At 70.5% G+C, this 19,513-nt stretch carries 16 protein-coding genes; 11 read left to right on the top strand and 5 right to left on the bottom strand.

From position 1 onward, the window contains the following. Positions 1–68: 68 nt before the first annotated feature. On the bottom strand, positions 69–500 hold the full coding sequence (locus tag BKH33_RS05485) for a winged helix-turn-helix transcriptional regulator (protein WP_003782695.1): 432 nt from the start codon (positions 498–500) through the stop codon (positions 69–71). 111 nt (positions 501–611) lie between these two features. Between BKH33_RS05485 and BKH33_RS05480 the strand changes: the two genes are divergently transcribed. The 4 genes from BKH33_RS05480 (at position 612) to BKH33_RS05465 (ending at position 5,860) form a co-directional block, all read left to right on the top strand. Further along, positions 612–1,436 carry an NAD(P)H-binding protein gene (locus tag BKH33_RS05480; protein ID WP_003782670.1) on the top strand — a complete coding sequence of 275 codons (825 nt, stop codon included), beginning with the start codon at positions 612–614 and terminating at the stop codon, positions 1,434–1,436. 430 nt (positions 1,437–1,866) lie between these two features. Continuing rightward, a complete protein-coding gene (locus BKH33_RS05475) occupies positions 1,867–2,952 on the top strand; it encodes a thiamine ABC transporter substrate-binding protein (RefSeq protein WP_003782691.1) in 1,086 nt (361 codons plus the stop codon). Continuing rightward, positions 2,949–4,808: an ABC transporter permease gene (locus tag BKH33_RS05470; RefSeq protein ID WP_373692699.1), complete on the top strand. Its 1,860-nt coding sequence runs from the start codon at positions 2,949–2,951 to the stop codon at positions 4,806–4,808. Before BKH33_RS05475 ends, BKH33_RS05470 begins: the two co-directional genes overlap by 4 nt. Further along, complete coding sequence (locus tag BKH33_RS05465) at positions 4,805–5,860, top strand: ABC transporter ATP-binding protein (protein ID WP_003781375.1); 1,056 nt, start codon at positions 4,805–4,807, stop codon at positions 5,858–5,860. Before BKH33_RS05470 ends, BKH33_RS05465 begins: the two co-directional genes overlap by 4 nt. A gap of 31 nt (positions 5,861–5,891) precedes the next feature. On the opposite strand, the gene BKH33_RS05460 is transcribed toward BKH33_RS05465, so the two are convergent. Then, entirely contained in the window at positions 5,892–7,151 is a 1,260-nt protein-coding gene (locus tag BKH33_RS05460) for an alpha/beta fold hydrolase (RefSeq protein WP_003781374.1), read from the bottom strand. A 572-nt stretch (positions 7,152–7,723) separates the two neighbouring features. Between BKH33_RS05460 and BKH33_RS05455 the strand changes: the two genes are divergently transcribed. The 6 genes from BKH33_RS05455 (at position 7,724) to BKH33_RS05430 (ending at position 15,186) form a co-directional block, all read left to right on the top strand. Next, positions 7,724–8,779 (top strand): hypothetical protein, encoded by a 1,056-nt coding sequence (locus BKH33_RS05455; protein WP_003781338.1) that lies wholly within the window; start codon positions 7,724–7,726, stop codon positions 8,777–8,779. A 157-nt stretch (positions 8,780–8,936) separates the two neighbouring features. After that, positions 8,937–9,395, top strand: a complete 459-nt coding sequence (locus BKH33_RS05450; protein WP_003781334.1) for a hypothetical protein — start codon at positions 8,937–8,939, stop codon at positions 9,393–9,395. A 107-nt stretch (positions 9,396–9,502) separates the two neighbouring features. Then, on the top strand, positions 9,503–9,943 hold the full coding sequence (locus tag BKH33_RS05445) for a YbjN domain-containing protein (protein ID WP_003781359.1): 441 nt from the start codon (positions 9,503–9,505) through the stop codon (positions 9,941–9,943). After that, entirely contained in the window at positions 9,943–10,713 is a 771-nt protein-coding gene (locus tag BKH33_RS05440; protein WP_003781377.1) for a hypothetical protein, read from the top strand. The genes BKH33_RS05445 and BKH33_RS05440 overlap by 1 nt, the downstream gene beginning before the upstream one ends. Before the next feature lie 359 nt (positions 10,714–11,072). After that, entirely contained in the window at positions 11,073–14,117 is a 3,045-nt protein-coding gene (locus BKH33_RS05435) for a tetratricopeptide repeat protein (RefSeq protein WP_003781352.1), read from the top strand. A 202-nt stretch (positions 14,118–14,319) separates the two neighbouring features. After that, complete coding sequence (locus BKH33_RS05430) at positions 14,320–15,186, top strand: glutathione S-transferase C-terminal domain-containing protein (RefSeq protein WP_003781383.1); 867 nt, start codon at positions 14,320–14,322, stop codon at positions 15,184–15,186. A 187-nt stretch (positions 15,187–15,373) separates the two neighbouring features. Here BKH33_RS05430 and BKH33_RS05425 read toward each other — a convergent pair whose 3' ends face one another. The 3 genes from BKH33_RS05425 to BKH33_RS05415 all read right to left on the bottom strand — a co-directional run bounded on the left by BKH33_RS05425 (position 15,374) and on the right by BKH33_RS05415 (position 17,703). Further along, the gene (locus BKH33_RS05425; RefSeq protein ID WP_003781341.1) at positions 15,374–15,889 is read right to left on the bottom strand and encodes a GNAT family N-acetyltransferase; all 516 of its coding nucleotides are present in this window, start codon (positions 15,887–15,889) and stop codon (positions 15,374–15,376) included. Next, on the bottom strand, positions 15,886–16,191 hold the full coding sequence (locus tag BKH33_RS05420; protein ID WP_003781347.1) for a type II toxin-antitoxin system TacA family antitoxin: 306 nt from the start codon (positions 16,189–16,191) through the stop codon (positions 15,886–15,888). Before BKH33_RS05420 ends, BKH33_RS05425 begins: the two co-directional genes overlap by 4 nt. A gap of 165 nt (positions 16,192–16,356) precedes the next feature. Beyond that, positions 16,357–17,703, bottom strand: coding sequence for a DUF4921 family protein (locus tag BKH33_RS05415; RefSeq protein WP_003781356.1), 1,347 nt, complete (start codon positions 17,701–17,703; stop codon positions 16,357–16,359). Positions 17,704–17,884: 181 nt separating this feature from the next. Between BKH33_RS05415 and BKH33_RS05410 the strand changes: the two genes are divergently transcribed. After that, on the top strand, positions 17,885–19,504 hold the full coding sequence (locus tag BKH33_RS05410; protein ID WP_003781336.1) for a cation:proton antiporter: 1,620 nt from the start codon (positions 17,885–17,887) through the stop codon (positions 19,502–19,504). Positions 19,505–19,513: the final 9 nt, after the last annotated feature.

Below are 19,513 nucleotides of genomic sequence, written 5' to 3'. Positions count from 1 at the left end.
CGCCGAGTCCGGTTCCTCCCTAGGGGGAGGCCGCTGAGCCCGCTCGCGCGGGAAGCTCGCGCCACGATCTAACGCACGGGTCTGCCCGGGTGGGCACGGTCGTAATCGGCCTGAGCGTGGGCGATGTCCTCCCGGTGCGCCAGCGACCAGTCGGCGAGGGCTCTCAGCAGATGCGTCAGACTCGCCCCCATCTCGGTGAGCCGGTAGTCGACCTGGGCGGGAACCGTGGGGTAGACCGTGCGGCGCACCAGTCCGTCACGTTCGAGCCGGCGCACGGTCAAGGTGAGCATGCGCTGGGAAACCCCGCCGACGGCGTGCTGCAGCTGCCGGAAGCGCAGTGGACCGCGCGTCAGCTCCACGATGACCAGCAGGGACCACTTGTCTCCCAGCCGGTCGTGGACCGCTCGGACGCCAGGATCCTCGCGGTGCGCCCGGGTGCAGCGCTCCAGAGGCTCCGGACCGGGATCTTCAGTGGTCACATCGCTGTGTGTCGGTGACAAGAAACTGCCTCCTTGTGGGTGCGTGCACGATGCCTCAGGCTCATGCGCAAAAGGCCCGCTGGCTGCGGGAGCCGGCCGCCGGAGCGCGGTTGAGTCTGAAGGAGCCTACTCATGATCATGGTGACCGGTGCGAGCGGACGGTTGTCCTCAGCCGTCCTGGCGGAGCTGCGCGCTCGCGGCATTCCGGCGGTGGGCGGCAGCCGCACGCCGTCGGCGGGGCAACGGCATGTCGACTTCAGCGCCCCGGACAGCCTGGACTTCAACGGCGTCGACACCCTGCTGCTGGTATCCGCCGGGGCGCAGGAGGACGATCGGCAGATCGCCTTCAACCGCGCCGCTGTTGAGGTCGCGGAGCGCGATGGCGTCTCTCACCTCGTCTACACGAGCCTCACTGGCGCGGGCGACCACCTATCGATGGCGCTGCCGCACCGAGTCACCGAGCGAATCATCATGGCTAGCGATATGACATGGACCATTCTGCGCAACGGCGTCTACGCCGAGATTCTCGCGGCCCCACTGTCGTGGGAGAAGCAAGGGGAAGCGCTGAGAATCGTGTCCCCGCTGGGAGACGGAGCCGTCGCCGCAGTGGCGCGACGAGACCTGGCCCGCGCGGCTGCCTCGGTTCTCAGCGACCCGGGCGGGCACGAGGGGAGGGTATACGAGCTGGTGGGAAGCCGTACGGTGTCCGTCGCCGACGTCGCAGGCCGCCTGGGCTGGGAGGTGAGGGACATTAGCCTGGGCGACTACCGGCAGCTGCTCGCCGGGGGTGGGATGCCGGCCTTCCGCCTACCCTTGATGCTCTCGATCGCCAGCGTCATCAGGCACGGCTTCCTGGCCGGAACGGGTGACGACCTCCCCCGTCTGCTGGACGAGGATCCCATGGATCCGCTCGCTGTCGCAGCCGAGGCCATGGTTGCCAGAGCCCCAGTGTCATGAGACATAAGGTCGGCGGACGTCAGCGGATGGAATACCCCGAAAGCGCGCAACCTGCTCGGCGCGCGGTCGTTCCTTAGGTCGCGCGTTCGGGGGTTAAGGGTACGAACCGGCGACCTGCGCTACGACCTTGCGGGCGGAGTCTTCCTCGGCCAGGAACTGATGCCCGTGAGGCGCGAAGCCGGCGCAGGAGTGCGGAGTTGGTGCCGGTGGGCGGGGTCGAACTACAGTTGGCCTGCAACGACAGGGGAGCGCCCCGTCGTCGGCCCGGCCGCGACTGGTCGACGGGCCGATGCCGACGGCGCTGAGAGTGCGGAAGCCCGCAGACCCTCGAACCTGCTCCGGTTAGCACCGGCGAAGGAAGTCGAGTCCATCTCCCCGGTGCGCCGCAGATGGCGTCCGGGCCCTCCGGAGAACCATCCAGGAGGCACACATGACCACCCAGCCCATCCACCGCCCCGGCCGCCCCCGCCCGACCCTCAGCCGCCGCGCCCTGCTCGCCGGAACCGCCGCCGGCGCCGTCGGCCTGAGCCTGGCCGCCTGCGGCAAGGGCAAGAAAGCCGACTCCAAGACCGTCACCGTCGTCACCCACGACTCCTTCCACGTCTCGGACGACCTCATGAAGGCCTTCACCTCCGAGACCGGCTACACCCTCAAGGTCGCCACCTCCGGGGACGCCGGCGCGCTGGTCAACAAGCTCGTCCTGACCAAGGACGCGCCCCTGGGCGACGCCGTCTTCGGCATCGACAACACCTACGCCACCCGCGCCCTCGATCAGGGCGTCATCGACACCTCCGCCACCGTCACCCTGCCCAAGGGCGCCGAGAGCTACGTCGTCGCCGACACTCCGGCCCTCGCGCCCATCGACGTCGGCGACGTCTGCCTCAACATCGACACTGGTTATTTCTCCGGCAAGGGCCTCAAGCCCCCGGCCACCTTCGAGGACCTCACCAAGCCCGAGTACAAGGGCTTGCTCGTGGCCATCAACCCCACGAACTCCTCGCCCGGCATGGCCTGGCTGCTGGCCACCATCGGTCACTTCGGTGCAGGCTCCTTCGCCGACTACTGGAAGCAGCTTGCCGCAGGCGGCGCCCGGATCGCCGAGGACTGGACTGCTGCCTACGAGACCGACTTCTCCGGCGGCGGCAAGGGCACCTACCCCATCGTCGTCTCCTACGCCTCCTCGCCCTCCTTCACGGTCTCCGACGACGGAGTCTCCAGCTCCACCTCCGCCCTGCTGGACACGGCCTTCCGCCAGGTCGAGTACGCCGGGGTCCTCAAGGGCGCCGCCAACCCCGAGGGCGGCAAGGCCTTCGTGACGTGGATGCTCTCCAAGGCCGTCCAGGAGGACATCCCCGGCCAGATGTACATGTACCCGGTCCTGTCCGACGCCGCCCTGCCCGAGGCGCTCACGAAGTTCGGGCCACTGTCGAAGGCGCCGGTGAAGGTCGACCCCAAGGAGATCACCGCCCACCGCGAGGAGTGGCTGGGCACCTGGACGGAGGCCGTCGGCAAGTGACCGTGCCGCGCGAGGAGACTCCAGGGGCCGACGTCACCGCACGAGCCGACGCCGATGCCTCCCGGTCCGCTGGGGCGGCCGCCGGAAGGACCGGCGTCACTCCCGGCGGCCCCCGGCCGAGCTGGGGCGAGCGGGTTGGCTGGACCCTGGCCGTCGCCGGGCCGCTGGCCTTCCTGACAGTCTTCTTCGCCTGGCCCGTGGTCACCCTCGTGGGCCGCGGCCTCGCGCCGGACGGCGCCCTCGACCTGAGTGGCTTCGGCGAGGTCCTGGCCCGCGAGCGCACCTGGCGGATCCTCACGCAGACCCTCACCCAGGCGACGCTCGGCACGGCCGTGTGCGTGGCTCTCGGCATCCCCGGGGCCCTCGTGCTCTACCGGCGCAGCTTCCCCGGCCGCGACCTGCTGCGCGGTGTGGTGACCGTGCCCTTCGTGCTGCCCAGCGTCGTCGTCGGCGTCGCCTTCCACGCCCTGGTCACCCGCGGCGGGCCCCTGGAGGCCCTGGGCCTGGACGGGACGCTGACCGCGGTCGTGGCCGCGCTGGCCTTCTTCAACTACGGGCTCGTCGTGCGCACCGTGGGCACCATGTGGTCGCGGCTCGACCCGCGCGCCGTGGAGGCCGCCCGGGCGCTGGGGGCCTCGCCGGGACGGGCCTTCGCCACCGTCACCCTGCCCGCGCTGGCCCCCGCCATCGCCTCGGCAGCCTCCCTGACCTTCCTGTTCTGCGCCACCGCCTACGGGGTGGTGCTCGTGCTCGGCGGGGTGGGGATCGGAACCATCGAGACCGAGATCTACCGGCTGACCACCCAATACCTCGACCTGCGGGGTGCCGCGGTCCTGTCCGTCGTCCAGCTCGGCGTCATCGCGTTGGCGCTGTGGGTGGCCGAGCGGGCGCGCGCCGCCACCCAGACGCGCCTGCGCCTGCGCACCGAGGCGCCGGCCGGGCGGCTGCGCGCCGCCGACGCCCCCGCGCTCGCGGTCACCGCCGTCACGATCGGGGGGCTGCTGGTGGCGCCGATGGCGGTGCTTGTGGTGCGCTCCCTGCAGCGCGACGGCGCCTGGACGCTGGCGAACTACACCGACCTGGGCACGACCGGCGGGCGCAGCGCCCTGCTCGTGACCGTGTGGGAGGCGGCCGCGAACTCGGTGTCCGTGGCCGTGGCGGCCGCGGCCATCGCCCTGACCCTGGGGGTGGCCGTGTGTCTGGTCGTCTCGCGCCGACCCCGCAGCCGGGCGCTCGCCCGGGTCATCACCGGGCTCGACGCCGCCTTCATGCTGCCGCTGGGCGTCTCCGCCGTGACGGTCGGCTTCGGTTTCCTCCTCACCCTGGCGCGCCCGCCGCTGGCCCTGACCCGCTCCTGGTGGATCCTGCCGCTGGCGCAGGCCGTCGTGGCCGTGCCGCTCGTGGTGCGCACCCTGCTGCCGGCGCTGCGCGCCATCGACCCGCGTCAGCGCGAGGCCGCGGCCGCCCTGGGGGCCGGGCCCGGTCGGGTGCTGCTGACCGTGGACGGGCCCCAGCTGCTGCGCGCCGGCGGGCTGGCGGCCGGTTTCGCTCTGGCGACGTCGCTGGGGGAGTTCGGGGCGACATCGTTCCTGTCCCGGCCTCAGGAACCGACCCTGCCGGTGGTCGTCTACCGGCTCATCGGTAGCCCCGGCTCCCAGAATCAGGGGATGGCGCTGGCTGGTGGCGTGGTCCTGGCGGTGGGCAGCGCCGCCGTCATGCTCGGCTGCGAGTGGCTCCAGACCCGGCTCGGTCCCGGGCGAAGAGGGCCCGCGGGAACCGGTGGGCAAGCGGCGGGCGAAGACAACGAGACGGTCCGGTTGCGCGGGCCCAGGAAGGACGGAGGCGAGCGGCCATGAGCCCGAGCACCAGCGATACCAATGCTCCTGCGGGCCTGTCGGTGCGCGGGCTCGCCGTGGCCTACGGGGACCTGCACGCCGTCGACGGCGTCGACCTGGACGTGGCCGCCGGAGAGGTCGTCGCCCTCCTGGGGGCCTCCGGCTCGGGGAAGTCCTCCCTGCTGCGGGCGGTGGCCGGCCTGGAGGACGTGGCCGACGGCGACGTCGCCTGGGACAGGCGGAGCATGGTGCGCGTGCCCGTTCACAGGCGAGGCTTCGGCCTCATGTTCCAGGACGGCCAGCTCTTCGAGCACCGCGACGTCGGCGGCAATATCGCCTACGGGCTCACCGGTCTGCCGCGCGCACGGCGGGGTGAGCGGGTGCGCGAGATGCTTGAGCTCGTCGGCCTGCCCGGCTTCGAGCGGCGGCGGGTGACGACCCTGTCCGGCGGGCAGGCACAGCGGGTGGCCCTGGCTCGGGCGCTGGCGCCGGCGCCGAGGCTCCTGCTGCTCGACGAGCCCCTGTCCGCCCTTGACCGGGCCCTGCGCGAGCAACTGGCCACCGACGTGCGCGCCATCCTGCGCGAGGGTGGCACCACGGCGCTCTACGTCACCCACGACCAGGACGAGGCCATGACCGTGGCCGACCGGGTCGGTGTCATGGAGTCCGGCCGGCTCCTGCGCCTGGACACCCCCCAGCGCCTGTGGACCGACCCCGGAAGCAGCAAGGTGGCGCGGTTCCTTGGATTCGACGTCGTCGGCGACCTCGCCCTCGCGCCCGGCGCGCTGCGCGTGGTCGAGGATGCGGCGGGCGGCTCGGAGGAGCGAGGGGATCCTGCGGAGACACGGTTGTCAGCCACCGTCCTGGCCTCGCGACTGCGCCGTGGCCAGTGGGAGGCCGAGGTCGAGCTCGCCCCCGAGCAGCTCGCCGAGCTGACCAAGGAAACCGGTGTCGGAACCGATGCCACTGTCGATCGTGTGCCGGCCCGCGTCACGGCCCTGGCCCAGCGCCCTCACGATGCCGGCGAACGTGTTCCCCTGCGCCTCGACCCCGCTCGCACCGCCCGGCTGTAAAGCGCCGGGCCTACGAACGCGCGGAACCGCCTTAGGCCGACTCGGCAAGGGCCCGCCGCACGTGGTCGATGAAGAGCTCGTTCTCGGTCTGCCAGGGGTTGTGACCCGAGTGCTCGAAATAGACCAGAGACTTACGCGGCGCCCGCAGGCGTGCGTAGTAGTCCTCCACCAGACTGGTGGGCGCGTTGTAGTCGTAGCGGCCGTGGAAGATGTGGACCGGGATCTGCTGCTCGGCCGCGGACTGGCGAAGGTCGATCGGGTAGAGCCTGCCGTAGACGGAGTCGAAGGTCCGGTACAGGCCCCAGAAGAAGGCCATCTTGTCGAGCAGGCCGTACTCGACCCCGTAGGGTCCCTCCATGGTGGAGAAGGTGGCGCCACGGAGCTGTCCGGTACGCGCCGACGTCCCATACAGCGGGGAGAGGTAGGCGTTCGTCTTGAGGGCGATGCGCGACTCGTAGGGCGGCGGTCCCTGCTCTTCGAGCTTGTCGACCAGCTTCTTGTTCCCGGTCCTGCGGGCGTCCTCAAGAGCCATCTGGTAGTCGATCCTCTCGGTCTCGAGGAAGTCGACCATCTGACCCGTGCCGATGAAGGCCCGGTAGTGCTCCGGGTGCTCGCGCGCCATCATGAGTCCCAGTGCCGAGCCCCACGACTCGCCCATGAGGTAGATGCGGTCCTGACCGAACTCGCGCCTGAGGATCTCGGTGACTGCGGCGCCGTCGGCGAGGTAGGTCTCGAGAGTGATGTCCGCTGGGTTGATCGCGCTGTAGGACTTCGCCGCCCCCGGCTGCTCCCAGGTGACGACGACGTAGTCGCGCTCCAGGTCGGCGAAACAATGGCGGGCGGTCACCAGCTGTGAGCCTCCGGGCCCACCGGAGAGGAACAGCAGGACGGGCTTGCTTCGGTCCCGGCCGCGCAGGGACAGCCACTCCGTGCGGCCGTTGACAGTGACGGGGCGCAGCTCCGAGATCGGGTCGGACCCCTCGACGGCGGGCGTGAAAGCAGTGACTTGCGACAGCACCACCATGAGGATGAGGAGGGCACCGGTCAGCAGTGAGATCTGCAGTGAGATGGCGGCCGCCGCGGCTGGGCGGTGCAGAAACGCAGTGACGACGCGGATGACTAGGGCCGAGAGGAGGCCCCCGAACGTCACCACCGTGAGTGCGACGGCCCCGTAGACCTCGCCCCGTGGGTCCTGGATGCGAAGTACGTGCTGGCGCAGCCAGACGTAGTAGATGATGAGGCCGATGGCCAGGACTGACCAGATGATCAGCGCCGTCTTGACATGAGACATGGCAACTGCGCCTTGGGTGCTTGACGACAGTGTCGGAAGAAGGCCGATAGGAGGACAGGTGTCTGACGTCGACTGGCACCTGCGGGCGAACGATATCAACCTATCGGCCTGGGTGGGAAGGAACAACCGCTCTCAGCCACCAGCCGCCCCGCCCGATCTCTTGGATAACGGAGAGATTACGAATGGCGTCATGACCAGTGCTTTCACGCCAGCACCAACACTATGATCCTTGTCACTTCGTGGTGCTTCCTGAGTTGCTCCGGCCTGAGCGGAGCCCCGACTTTTCTCCGGCTTGCCGCGGCCGTTGTAGACAGCCGAGAAGCCATGTCGTCGGAGGAATGGCAAGGGGGAGTCCTGCCCAGATTTTGAGCCTCGCGATTTCAAAAGATCACGATCAGGTCGCAGTTGAAGTCTCCAGTTGAGTAGCATCCACAGTGCTGACAGCCGTGGGTGCCTGATGCGCCGGGCTCGTGAATCGGCGTCGTCGCCGACACCGAGCCGCGCCCGGACAGCCCCGGCAACCGGTGCCTTCCTCCGTAATACTCCCGATCCTCCACCGCAAGGAGCCTGACATGTCCGCCTACGTCCGCTACTACCGGCGGCTTCAGGCACTCACTCAGCGCCTGAGCACCTACCTGGACCGGTTGGAGGCCCGTGCCCGGGAGTTCGGCGTCAGCTCAGCCCGCACCGCGATGGAAATGCAGATCACCGATCCGGCCTCCGTCTCCGCCTTCCGCTCGGAGGTCGAGGCCCAGATCATGTTCCTGCACACCAAGGCCCAGCGGGTCTTCGCCAAGCACTTCGCCCCCTTCCTGGACATCGATGCCGACCTGTCCATCGAGGAGGATCGCCAGCTCTCCGCCCGCCTTCAGGACGCGGCCAACCTCGTGGCCGGCTTCGAGGTGCGCCTGCGCAACATCATCGAGGAGGTCTTCGCGCCCGGCCGTGCCGAGCAGGCCCGCGAGGAGTGGAACCGGGCCATGACCGACTGGCGTCAGGCCCAGTTCTCCTTCACCTGCGACAAGTGCGGCGACCCGGTGCCGCTGCCCGAGCTCTACCACATGCCGGTGTTCATCACCTGTCCGCGCTGCAAGTCGCGCGTGGCCTTCCAACCCACCGAGGCCATGGTGGCCGCGCCCACCTGGGCCAAGGAGGTCGCCAAGACCACCTGCTACGCCGAGTGGCAGAAGTCGGAGTCGGAGCAGTCCGCTGAGGAGGGCGTGGGCCTGGCCTTCTTCTACTACGTCGACTACGCCATCGCCCATCACCTCATGATGAACCGCCTGCTGCCCTTCTACGTGCGTTCCGAGGGCGGCCAGGAGGCCCTGCGCCGCGACGTGCGCAACGCGCTGGAGACGCGTACCCATCAGCTGCGCCCCGACGAGGTCTCCCCTCAGTACCACGCCATGGAGTACGTCAACTTCATGGGCGGCCTGGGTCGCTCGGCCCAGATCCTCGGCCAGGAGGGCCTGACCGACCGCCGCCAGCTCATCCTCCAGACGGTGCGCGACATCATGCGCCCCGACGAGCCGCTGGCGCGCTCCATCCTGGACGGCACCTTCACCGAGGAGCTGTGGAGCCAGCAGGCCCGCGCCGCCGACCAGCTCTCCTGCGAGGTGCCCCGCTAGCGTCCCATCTCGCCGCCCGCTCGGCCTGGCCCGCCGGTACTGCGGACGCGGCCCGAGCCGACGGCGCGCCCCGCGTCTTCCTTCGCGGATCCCGTCGGCTCACCATCTCTTCACTCCCTGCGCGGCCCAAGGCCGCTCGACTCCCGAAAGGACCACCATGGTCGGCTTCCGCAAGAAGTCCCAGGACAGCAACTCCGCCGCCCGATCGGCTGGACGAGGAGGCGCCGGCGCCTCGGGCGCACCGCAGCGCTCCCGTGCCTCGCGCACCGAGCCTGCCGCTCGCGCCGGGAAGGGGAGGCGCACGTCGGCCGCCGGCCGCCGGAGCTACAAGACCTCCGAGCAGATGGACTCGCGCTGCCTGACTCTGGCCGAGTCGGCCTCCGGGGTGCTGGGCCGCTCCCTGGACCAGGCGCTGGGCCGCCTCCCGGACGGTCCCGACGCCCCCGCAGCCGCAGGCGGCCCGGCGGGTTCTGCTACGGCGAGCCGGCCCGACGCCGTCGGTGCACCGGGCTCGACTAGGGGAAAAGGGGCTTCTCCGGGTAGCGTGCGCAGCGCACAGACCGGAACCGGCCAGGTCGACACGGTCGCTGACATCGCAGCCGATATCGAGTTCTGAGTCCGGCTCGCGCGTCGGTGTCGGCGGGCCGCCGGCCGGTGTCACAGCCGTGTCAATTCCCATCAGACCTGCAACAACCCAGCACCGGGAAGGAGGCGAACCCGCCCATGAGCGCACAACCGGCACTGACCCTGGCCAGGGTCGAGACCTGGCTGTCCCAGCGCGGCATCGCCGCCGGCCCGGAGGAGGACGGTGCCGTCTTCATGGGCTACCCGGGCTGCGACATCGGCATCTACCTGCATGACGAGAAGGCCGCCCTCGTCGTGGCCGGCATGTGGCGCGGGCGTCCTGCGGCCTGCCGCCTCGACGAGATGCGGGTCTTCATCGACACCCAGCACCGCGCCACCTACGGTCCGGACCTGGCCGTCACCCCCGCCCACGACCCGAGCTCGCTGCTGCTGAGCACCCAGATGGTGGCCTACGTCGGTGAGGGAATGAGCGATGCCCAGCTCGACGCCTTCCTGGACATGGGCCTGGGAATGACCCGGGCCTTCTTCGCCACCGTGGAGGAGCGCTTCCCCGAGCTCGTCACCTGGGAGGAGGACTGATGGCCTGGTGGAACCAGCCGGAGGGGGCCGTGACCCCGACCGTGACCCTCAGGCGCCTGGCCGCCTGGCTCGCCCAGTGCGGCTACGGCTACGACATCGACCTGTCCGAGGGGCTGGTGCGCTCCTCGGTGGCCGGCTTCGACTACGTGCTCACGGTGGTCGACCGTCGGATTCTCGCCGTGCGCGCCCACCACGATCTCGGCGGCCCCGCCCCGAGCGCCGCGATGCTCTCGCGGGTGCGCGCCGTGGCCCAGGAGGTCTCCAGCGGCCGGCTCATTCCCGCCCTCTACACCGAGGTTGATGACGCTGGGCTGAGCCTGTGCGCCGAGGTGCTCACCAATATCGGGGCCGGGCTCGACGACGCCCAGCTCGCCGGCACCATGGACTTCATTCTCGACGGCGTCGACGAGGCTCTGCGCGAGGTCCTCGGCATCCTCGACGACGCTGCCGGCCCGACCGGCACCGAGACCGCCGGCGAGACGACGGCGCAGGAGGCGGTTGCCGTCGCCTTGCCCGATACGACGCAGACGCCGGAGATGGCCGCCGTCGTCAGCGGCCCCGGAACCGACGCGTACGCGCAGTCCCGGACAGAGGCCGATTCGCGGGCTGCGCGGGCCGGTTCAGAGGCCGGTTCAGAGGCCGCTGCAGAAGTCGATGCGGAGTCCGACGCCGGCGTCAAGAGTGATGAGGACATGATTGCCCTGGGTGATGCTGAAGGCGGAACCGGGGTTGAGACAACCGACACCCCCGAGCCCGTGCTCGTGTCCTAGACCATACGGGTCCGGTGGTCTCGGCTGTACGAAACCCGTTGGAAACACTGGAGTAGTGAGAGACGTCGTCGAAGCAGACGGATCTCGAACCGGTCGGTCGGGGTACGGTGTGGGTCTCCGACATGCCCTGCGGTCGAGTTGCCCCTCGGCGCAGCGGTAGCGGATTCTATAACTGTTCGGTAACACTGGACGTCGGACGACCACCCCGCTGGATGAAAGGAGGCCGATATGCCTATGCCGTCGTTCATCGTTGAACGGCGCGGGATGATGGCCTGTCTCCCGCGGCGCTCCCAGGGCACGGTGGAAGCCTCCGCCTCATGACGGCGCAACGTCAGGCTCCGCCCGGAAGGACAGACTCCATGACAACACGCGAAGACATCCTCGAGCGCCTTGCCTACGCCGATGCCCTCGGCCACGGCCCCAGGACCTCGGCCCTTGTCGCGGAGGCGGTCAGCTGGGCGGACGCCCTGGGTGAGGAGGACCTGCGGGTCGCCACCCGGCTGGCCCTGACCGAGGCCTACCAGCAGGGCAATGAGGAGTGGAAGGCGCTGGAGCCCTTCGTGTGGAACCTCGCCCGCTACCAGAGACGTCCCGAGCTGTTCGACGACGCCCAGGTGCGCACCCTGCACTGGCACTTCAAGCGGGCGGTGGCCGTGGCGGCCGCCAATCCCAAGGTCTCCAAGGACAAGGTGCGCCAGCTCGAGGCCAGCCTCGAGGAGTTCTACCGCGCCGGGGGTGCCTCCATGCACGTCGTCCACGGCGAGCGCGCCTCGGTCGCCGGCCTGCTGGGGCTTGAGGAGGAGGCCGCCGAGGAGCTGGCCGCCTGGCGGGCCACCCACCGCGATGAGAACGCCGACTGCGAGGGCTGCGACCCCATGCGACAGGTGGCCTTCGCCTACCGCACCGAGGCGTGGGAGCTGGCCGTGGCCACGGCCGTGCCCGTGCTGACCGGCGCCGTCGGCTGCGCCGAGCAGCCCCAGACCACGCAGTCCCTCGTGCTGCTGCCCCTGCTGGCCTCCGGACGGCCCCGGGCCGCCTGGGAGGCCCACCTGCGCTCCTACCGGGAGATCCGCCGCACGCCCAAGGCCCTCATCTCCTTGTCCTACCACCTGGAGTACCTGGCCCTCGTGAGGCGGGTGGACCGCGGCCTGGAGATCCTGCGACGCCACCTGCCCTGGCTGGCCCAGGCCGAGTCCGCCTACGTGCTGCTGTCGGCGCTGCGAGGCATGAGCCTGGTGCTGCGCGAGGCCGAGCGGGCCGGTCGGGGCGAGGAGGCCCTGGGCGTCGAGCTCCCGACCGCCGACTTGTGGTACCCGCTGCCGGGGTTGGAGGCCTCCACCACCATCTCGCGCGCCTACGCCGAGATGACCGGCTGGGCCCGGCGCCTGGCCCAGCAGTTCGACGCCCGCAACGGCAACTCCACGATCTCCGACCACCTGGAGCGCTCCCTGGTACGGGCCGTCTTCGACGCCGCTCCCGGCGCGGTTCACGGGCTCGGCGTGGAGGTCGACCTCCTGGAGCCCTCCGAGGAGCTGCCCGAGCCGGCCCAGACGAGCCTGACCGTAAACGAGGACGGCGCCGAGCCCGACGTCGCCTCCCTCCTGGGCCTCGTGGCCGACGACGAGGGATCGATCCAGGAGCACGCGCCCCGGACGACGTCGTCGAGCCCGGAGGCGGGTGCCCGACGCACCCGTGCCGGACGCGCCGTCACCAGCCACCAGGGCGGTGACGAGCCCTTCCCGCTGGTGGACCTCGTGCGTCCCCGGCCGGTGCGCAGTGGAGAGGACGCGGTGCGCCGCTACGTCGAGCACCGCCGCTCCATCGGCTCCTCGACGATGGACTACTGGTACGTCGTCGACCAGGTGGCCACGCGCGACCTGCTGCCGCCGCCCGGTGAGGAGATCCCGGGCCTGGAGTACCACACCGGCCTGCTGCGGGCCGCCGCCCTGACGTGTCGTACCGAGATGGACGAGGCCATCGCCGAGCGCCTGCGGATCCGACCCCTCATCGAGCTGGCCTTCGGGCCGCTGGGCGCCTACTACGTCGACCTGCTCAACCTCGACAACGAGATCACCGCCGACTCCATCGCCGAGCGCCCCCTGGAGGCCGAGCGCGACCAGCGCCTGCGGCGCGCCACCTCGCTCATCGGGCAGGTTGAGGCCCAGATCGAGGACCTGGTGTCCACCGAGCTGCTCGATCCCGGTGGCACCGATGCCCTCGTCCTGGCCGCCGACGCGCTGCTCGTGGGCGCCTCGGTCCTCACCGACCTGCACGCCCGCGATGAGGCCCTCGGGGCGATCCAGGTCGTCGCCCGGGCCGCCGCGGTCGTCCCCGAGGACCGCCACGCCGAGCGGATGGACGACATCCTCGACATGGCGCGCGCCGAGGTCCTGGCCGAGTGCGGCGACGTCTACAACGGCTGCCTCCTAGCCGAGGAGGTCATGCGCCGCCATGAGAAGGTCTCCCCGGTCCTGGCCGCCCGCGGGCGGAGGCTGCTGGGCATCTCCTCGATGGAGGTGGGGCAGTTCGACGAGGCCATCACCCAGTTCCGCGAGCAGGCCAACATCATGCTGGCCGCCGGCATCACGCTGTACGCCGTGGCCTCGCTGCTGTCTCTGGGCTCGGCGCTGGAGGCCTCCGAGCGCTACCTGGAGAGCGCCGAGGTCCTGGAGTCCGCACTGTCCCTGGCTCAGCGCGCCGGGGCCGGGAGCATCGCCCTGTACCTGCACCGGCTCCTGGCCCAGACCGGTATGGCCATGGGGGAGGAGGACAGTGTCGCCGAGCACTCGCTGGCCGCCGCCCGGATCCTGCAGGACCAGGGACGCCGGGCGCTGGCGGGGGAGTACCTCTCGCACGCGGCGATGGCCGCCTCCAACCTCAAGGACAATGTGCGCGCCGCCACCCTGTTCCGCCAGGCCGCTGACCTGGAGGACACCCGCACCGACCAGGGCTGCCTGGACCGGGGGCGAGCGCTGCGCCGCTCGGCCCGGGCGCTGGTGGACGACCTCACCCTGCCCATGGCCCGCGCCCGGCTCGACGAGGCCCGGGAGGTCATGGAGGAGGCCCGCCAGGCCTTCGCCGGCGTGGCCGACACCGAGGGCTACTCCTCGGCCTGGGAGATCGGCGACTGGCACGACGACATGGCCTGGATCCTGTGGCGCACCGGCCAGAACTGGCAGGCCGTCCAGCACTGCGAGGCCGCCTACGACGGATACATGGACACCGAGGACCGGGACTCGGCCTCGCGCGCCCTGTGCATGCTGGCCCGCCTGCACGCCGAGCGCGGCGAGCGAGACGACGCCCTGGCCGCCTGCGCTCGCGTGCGCGACCTGCTGGGTGAGCCGCAGTGGGACGGCCACGACGCCCTGGAGTTCGTGGTCTCCATCGAGGAGACGCTGCGCTGACCCGCGGTGCTGCGCCTCGCCCGTTGAGTCGAGAGCGTCCCCGTACGGGTCAAAGGTCCCCTGGGGCGTGCGTGGGTGGCGTATCGCAATGTGACGCGTGGGAGGTTCGCCCCGTGTGAATCGGCTGACGGCCGCGGTCGGGCGAGGAATGATAAGCCTTGGGCACCACGACCCCCTTGACGACCCTCCCGGGAGGCACCCCATGGCCATCGCAGTCTCACACCGATTCTCACCCAGTGGCGACCTACCCGTGGAGGCGGGGCGCTATCGACTCGTGGCGGCGGGCTCGTGCCCGTGGTGCCGCCGCGTCCTCATCGCCCGGCGCCTGCTCGGCCTGACCGAGGCGCTTCCCGTGTCCTGGACCTACGGCAAGGGTGCGGACGGCTACTGGGAGCTGACCGGTCCCGACGGCGAGCCCGGCGTCGACCCGGCGCTCGGCGCCCGCTCCCTGGCCGAGGTCTATGAGAAGACCCCCGGCTACGAGCCGCCCCCCACCGTCCCTGCCCTGGTGGACATGACCACCGGCGAGGTCGTCAGCGACGACTCCGGCGACATGCTCTTCGATCTGTCCACCGCCTGGTGGGACCTCCAGCGCGAGGGCGCCCCGGACCTCTACCCACTCAACCGCCGCAACTCCACCGACGCCTGGGACGAGTGGATCGGCTCCCAGATCAACGTCGGCCATGCGGTGGCCACCCACTCCAAGGACCCGGAGAAGGCTGCGGCTGCGGCCAACGGCGTGCTCGTGGGCTTCGACGTCATCGACACCCTCCTGGCCCGGGCCACGCGGATGGAGGCCTCCCGCGAGGACGGCCTGACGATGCTCGACGGGCCGGCCCTGTCCGCCGTCGTCGCGATCGGCCAGTACCTGTGCGGCGACAAGCCCACCGGCAGCGACATCCGCCTGTTCACCACCGTCCAGTCCTACGAGTACGGCGGGCGTCAGCACTACCCCGGCGGGGAGGCGCCGTCGATCTCCTTCTGGCCAGCGCTGGCCCGCTGGTTCCGCGCCCTGGAGAGCCGCTCGGGCTGGGTGGGTCCCGAGGAGCGCAGCGCCCTGGGCTGCTGAGACTGCCGCGGCCGCCGAGGCCCGCTCTCTCGCTGGCCGCTTCGCCGTACTCCACGCGAGTCCCGAGCCCGCGCAGTACGGACAACCCCTGGTCGGTACAACCCGGGCCTCGTGCAATACGGCCGGCGCAGTCCGACGCCGCCGGCGTCGGACTGCGCCCACCCTCGGCTCTCGCGGCCGGTTCGGCTCAGGAGGACCCGAGCATCCGGCTCAGCCGCTTCATGGGGAGCAGCAGGTGCAGGTTGTTGGCGGGTGATGGAAGAAAGTCGCCGTTGGCGAGATAGAAGGAGCGCGCCTGCTCATCTCGACAGTGCACGACAAGGGCGGCAGCACCCACTTCTCGGCTGAGCATGTAGCAACGCTCGATCGCGTCCTTGAGTAGTGCTGCGCCGATTCCGTGCCCCTGGGCCCGCTCATCAACTGCGAGCCGGGCCAGGAGGATGCATGGAATCTCCTCCGGTCGGCTACGGTGATTGAGTCCCTCCGGTGCGTCATTGCGGGAGTAGGCGGCCGTCGTGATGGCGTAGTAACCGAGAATGACGTCATCCTGGGTGGTGACGTATACGACGGCATTGTTGGCCTTCTGGTTCTGCCACGCGTAGCGCTGGAACCAGTCATCCAGCTCCTTCGCCCCGCTCTGGAACCCTGCTGTGACGTCCTGGCGGATGAGGCGCCGAGGGGCCTGGAGGCCTCCGCTGCTCACGATTCGTTGTCGAGGTCGATGCGGGTCCCGAAGGGCGAGGGGCGGTTCCATAGGCGGGCGAAACGGGACGTTTCCTCCAGTGGAGCGTCCAGCACGGCCTCAATGGCGTCGAACTGCTCCGATGTCACGGAGAACCAGCGGCGATCGGCGAGAACGCGCTCAGCCTCAAGTGTCGCTGAGGACAGGATGAACTCGCTGACGGAGCGGTCCGTCTGGGAGGCGGCTTGCTGAATCAGAGTCTCCTGACGCGGTGTGGCGCGCAGGTCGATTCTTCGGGTTCTGCGGGCTGTTGCGGTTGGCATGTTCTGACCTCCTTCATGGTGCGGATAATGTACGTACAGAGATGGGAGTATGCAAGGCCTGTGACTCCCGCGGTGCGGGCATCTTCCGGCCATCTTGTCCCGCCCCTCGTGCAGTACGGCCGGCCCAGTCCGGCGCCGCCGGCGTCGGATCGCGCCCACCGGCCCCTACGGCCTGGCGGTCAGGACCGGGTTGTACAGGAGCCGGTTGGGGGTCGTCGGGCACTCCTCACCCACGGCCATCGGAGCGATGAGCCGGTCCGCCCGCAGGTCCTCCAGCCGCGCCACCACGCGGTTGCGCAGCGTCCACGGGTCGATCGTGTTGAGGTAGATCTTCGTGCCGCCCTCGAAACCGGCCAGGGTCGAGACCCGCCACTTGAGTGTGATGTGCCAGGGCATGGGCTGGTCCACGTCGAGGGGCTTGTGGTGCCACTCCTCGTTGCTGGGCACGTCCGCGCCCGTGGCCGCGTGCAGGGCGTGGACCAGGTCGGCGACGGCGTCGACCTCCTCGCGGCTCATGAGCCACGGCTCGGGCATGGCCGACGTCGAGTACACCTCCAGCGTCGGGTAGCGGTGCCCGAATCCGGCGAAGGCCACCGCGTGCTCGTTGCTCGCCACGAGCAGTCCCTGGTAGGCGGCGTAGTCCACCGCCATCTCGTTGTACAGGTTGGGGTTGACCCGCACCTTCTGCAGCTCCAGCTGACTGGTCACGCCGCGCTCGTCGATGCCCACCAGCTGCTTGTGCAGGTGGTCGAAGCTCGCCCCGGCCGGCCGCAGCCAGTTCTGGAAGACGGCTACGTAGCGCACCCACCGGTTGGCCTCGTACAGGCTCTGCATCGCGTGGATCGCCAGGCGCGTGTAGGCACGGTGCTCTGCCACGCTCAGGGTTCCCGAGCCGGCCAGGGCGGAGGTGTCGACGGCGTCGTCGGTGAAGTGGCGTCGGCCGACGATGACGTCGTGGCCCCCGGCGAAGAAGGCCGCCAGGAAGGTGTGGCGGGTCCGCTCGTCCATCGAGTCCCAGGAGTCCGGGTCCGCGCCCGCAGCCGCCAGCTTGGTGCGCGCCACCCGCTCGACGTGCTCGACGCCGGCCGGCTCGGCCAGGTAGGCCTCCATGCGCTCGCGGGCGGCGTCGGGGATCTCGTAGCCGTGGTTGATGTGCCAGTAGTCGAAGGAGAGGATCTCGAAGAGGTTGGGCACCCGCCGGAACTCGGCCACCGTGTCGAACAGGGCGGAGACGGTAAGAGCGTCGAGACGCTCGAAGCCGCCGTCGGCCCGGCGCACGACGCGTGCCTTCTCCGGGGGTGTCTCCAGGTAGCGCCCCGAGCAGAAGGCGCAGCTGTGGGTGCGGTCGGCCGCCTCGAGCGGGCGGACCTCGGCGACCGGGTGCGAGATGGGGCGGTTGGCGCGGCCCGGCACGGTCCACACCTCGGTGCCGGTGAAGGGGCTGATCTGCTTGACCGTCCCGTCGGCCAGGCGCGTAAGTGGTTCGGCGGAGGGTGCGTACGGCATGAGCATGCCCCTATTGTGACGCCTTGTGACGCACCCGCGCGCGCTCTGCGTCCCCTCGGATGCCTCCGGGCCGTCGAGGGCGGGGGTAGTCTCTCTGACTCGTGTGGACTCGTGCGCCGGTTCCGGCCCACTGCGCATCCCGACTTCCCCGCACCCGACCGACCAGACACAAGGAGGCGATGCATCCATGACCGACCTGGATCAGGTCCTCACCTCCCTGCTGCTCATCGTGGCGGTGGCCCTCGTGGCGCCGCTGGTCTCCTGGACCGTCCCCAAGCGGCTCGTGCCCGAGGTCGTCCTGCTCATCCTCGGCGGCATGGTCATCGGCCCCCACGGCCTGGGGCTGGCCGGTGAGGGCTCCTCCATCGAGCTGCTGCGCGAGCTCGGCGTCGCCTTCCTCTTCCTCATGGCCGGCTACGAGATCGATGTCAACGAGCTGCGCGGCGCGGGCGGGCGTCACGCAGCCGTCGCCTGGATACTCTCGCTGGGTCTGGCCTTCGGGGCGGTGACGGCCATCGGGGTGACCGGCGGCGCGGCGTCGGCCAACGGCATCGCCATCGCTATCGCGATGACCTCGACGGCGATCGGCACGATTCTGCCGATTCTGCGCGACCGAGGTCTGCTGCCCACAGCGGTGGGCGCCTCGATCCTCAACCACGGAGCCATCGGCGAGGTCGGCCCGATCCTCCTCATGGCGCTGCTGCTGGGCTCGCGCTCCACCTGGGTGAGCCTGGTGATCCTGGGCGTCTTCCTCATCATCACCCTGCTCATCATCCGCTTCACCAGCCGCGTCAAGCGCGTGGGGCGCCGCCTGGTCGAGGCCATCCACTTTGGGGCCTCGACGACGGCGCAGACCACCATCCGCGCCACCGTCCTGCTGCTGGTGGGGCTGTGCGCGATCGCCGCCGTCTTCGATCTCGACGTCATCCTGGGGGCCTTCGCCGCCGGCTTCGTCCTGCGCCACGTCCTGCCAGAGGGCGACGCCGAGTTCGAGGAGAAGCTCGACGGCCTGGCCTACGGGTTCTTCGTCCCGATCTTCTTCGTCACCTCCGGCATGGGCATCGACTCGAGCCTCAGCGCCGGGGACCTGGGCAACCTGCTCGCCTTCTTCGTGCTGCTGGTGCTCGTGCGGGGCGTGCCGGTGTGGCTGGCCTCCCGCGTGGAGCGGCGTCGAGACGGCTCACGCGCCTACTCGATGCGTCAGAGCCTCCAGATCGCCGTCTACTCGACGACGGCGCTGCCCATCATCGTGGCCGTCACCCAGGTGGCGGTCAGCGCCGAGGCCATGTCGACCTCCTTCGCCTCCACGCTCGTGCTGGCCGGGGTGCTCTCGGTGCTCGTCCTGCCGGCGGCGGGGCTGGGGCTGGGGCGCAGGAGCGACCACGTTCCGGCCAACGAGGTGATGCGCGTGGTCCAGGGGCCGGCCGCACCCGACGGACGCACCCCGGAGGAGGCCACCGTCCCTGCCGGCGAGCACGTCTCGGAGCCGCGCCGTCCGGCGTCGCCGCCCAGCGGTATCAGGCTGCCGGAAGGTGTGCGTACCCCAGCCGGAGGCGTGAGGCGGCCGGCGCAGCCCGACCTGGTGGGCTGGCCCGACCTGCGCGAGCAGGCTGCCCCGGTTGCCACGCACCTCGCCGACCTGGGGGTGCACGCCCACGGGCTGTCGGTGGAGGAGTCGCACCGTCTGGCCGCACGTCTGGCCCAGATCGAGCAGGACCACGCCCAGTGGCGCGAGCGCTGGCACCACCTGCGCCGGCGCGGCGGAACGTCCCGAGCCGCCCGGCGTCGTGGGCCCCGCGGCCAGTGACTCCTCTTC

The sequence above is a fragment of the Actinomyces naeslundii genome (genome assembly GCF_001956585.1).
GTDB classification, from domain to species: Bacteria; Actinomycetota; Actinomycetes; order Actinomycetales; family Actinomycetaceae; genus Actinomyces; species Actinomyces naeslundii.
Note: the sequence above shows the minus strand (reverse complement) of the source record. Positions and strands in the feature narration are given on the sequence as shown.

Coding starts and splice junctions, on each gene's coding strand:
- BKH33_RS05475 (WP_003782691.1), top strand. CDS start 1,867: ATGACCACCCAGCCCATCCACCGCCCCGGCCGCCCCCGCCCGACCCTC.
- BKH33_RS05480 (WP_003782670.1), top strand. CDS start 612: ATGATCATGGTGACCGGTGCGAGCGGACGGTTGTCCTCAGCCGTCCTG.
- BKH33_RS05460 (WP_003781374.1), bottom strand. CDS start 7,151: ATGTCTCATGTCAAGACGGCGCTGATCATCTGGTCAGTCCTGGCCATC.
- BKH33_RS05435 (WP_003781352.1), top strand. CDS start 11,073: ATGACAACACGCGAAGACATCCTCGAGCGCCTTGCCTACGCCGATGCC.
- BKH33_RS05455 (WP_003781338.1), top strand. CDS start 7,724: ATGTCCGCCTACGTCCGCTACTACCGGCGGCTTCAGGCACTCACTCAG.
- BKH33_RS05440 (WP_003781377.1), top strand. CDS start 9,943: ATGGCCTGGTGGAACCAGCCGGAGGGGGCCGTGACCCCGACCGTGACC.
- BKH33_RS05465 (WP_003781375.1), top strand. CDS start 4,805: ATGAGCCCGAGCACCAGCGATACCAATGCTCCTGCGGGCCTGTCGGTG.
- BKH33_RS05415 (WP_003781356.1), bottom strand. CDS start 17,703: ATGCTCATGCCGTACGCACCCTCCGCCGAACCACTTACGCGCCTGGCC.
- BKH33_RS05450 (WP_003781334.1), top strand. CDS start 8,937: ATGGTCGGCTTCCGCAAGAAGTCCCAGGACAGCAACTCCGCCGCCCGA.
- BKH33_RS05445 (WP_003781359.1), top strand. CDS start 9,503: ATGAGCGCACAACCGGCACTGACCCTGGCCAGGGTCGAGACCTGGCTG.
- BKH33_RS05430 (WP_003781383.1), top strand. CDS start 14,320: ATGGCCATCGCAGTCTCACACCGATTCTCACCCAGTGGCGACCTACCC.
- BKH33_RS05420 (WP_003781347.1), bottom strand. CDS start 16,191: ATGCCAACCGCAACAGCCCGCAGAACCCGAAGAATCGACCTGCGCGCC.
- BKH33_RS05410 (WP_003781336.1), top strand. CDS start 17,885: ATGACCGACCTGGATCAGGTCCTCACCTCCCTGCTGCTCATCGTGGCG.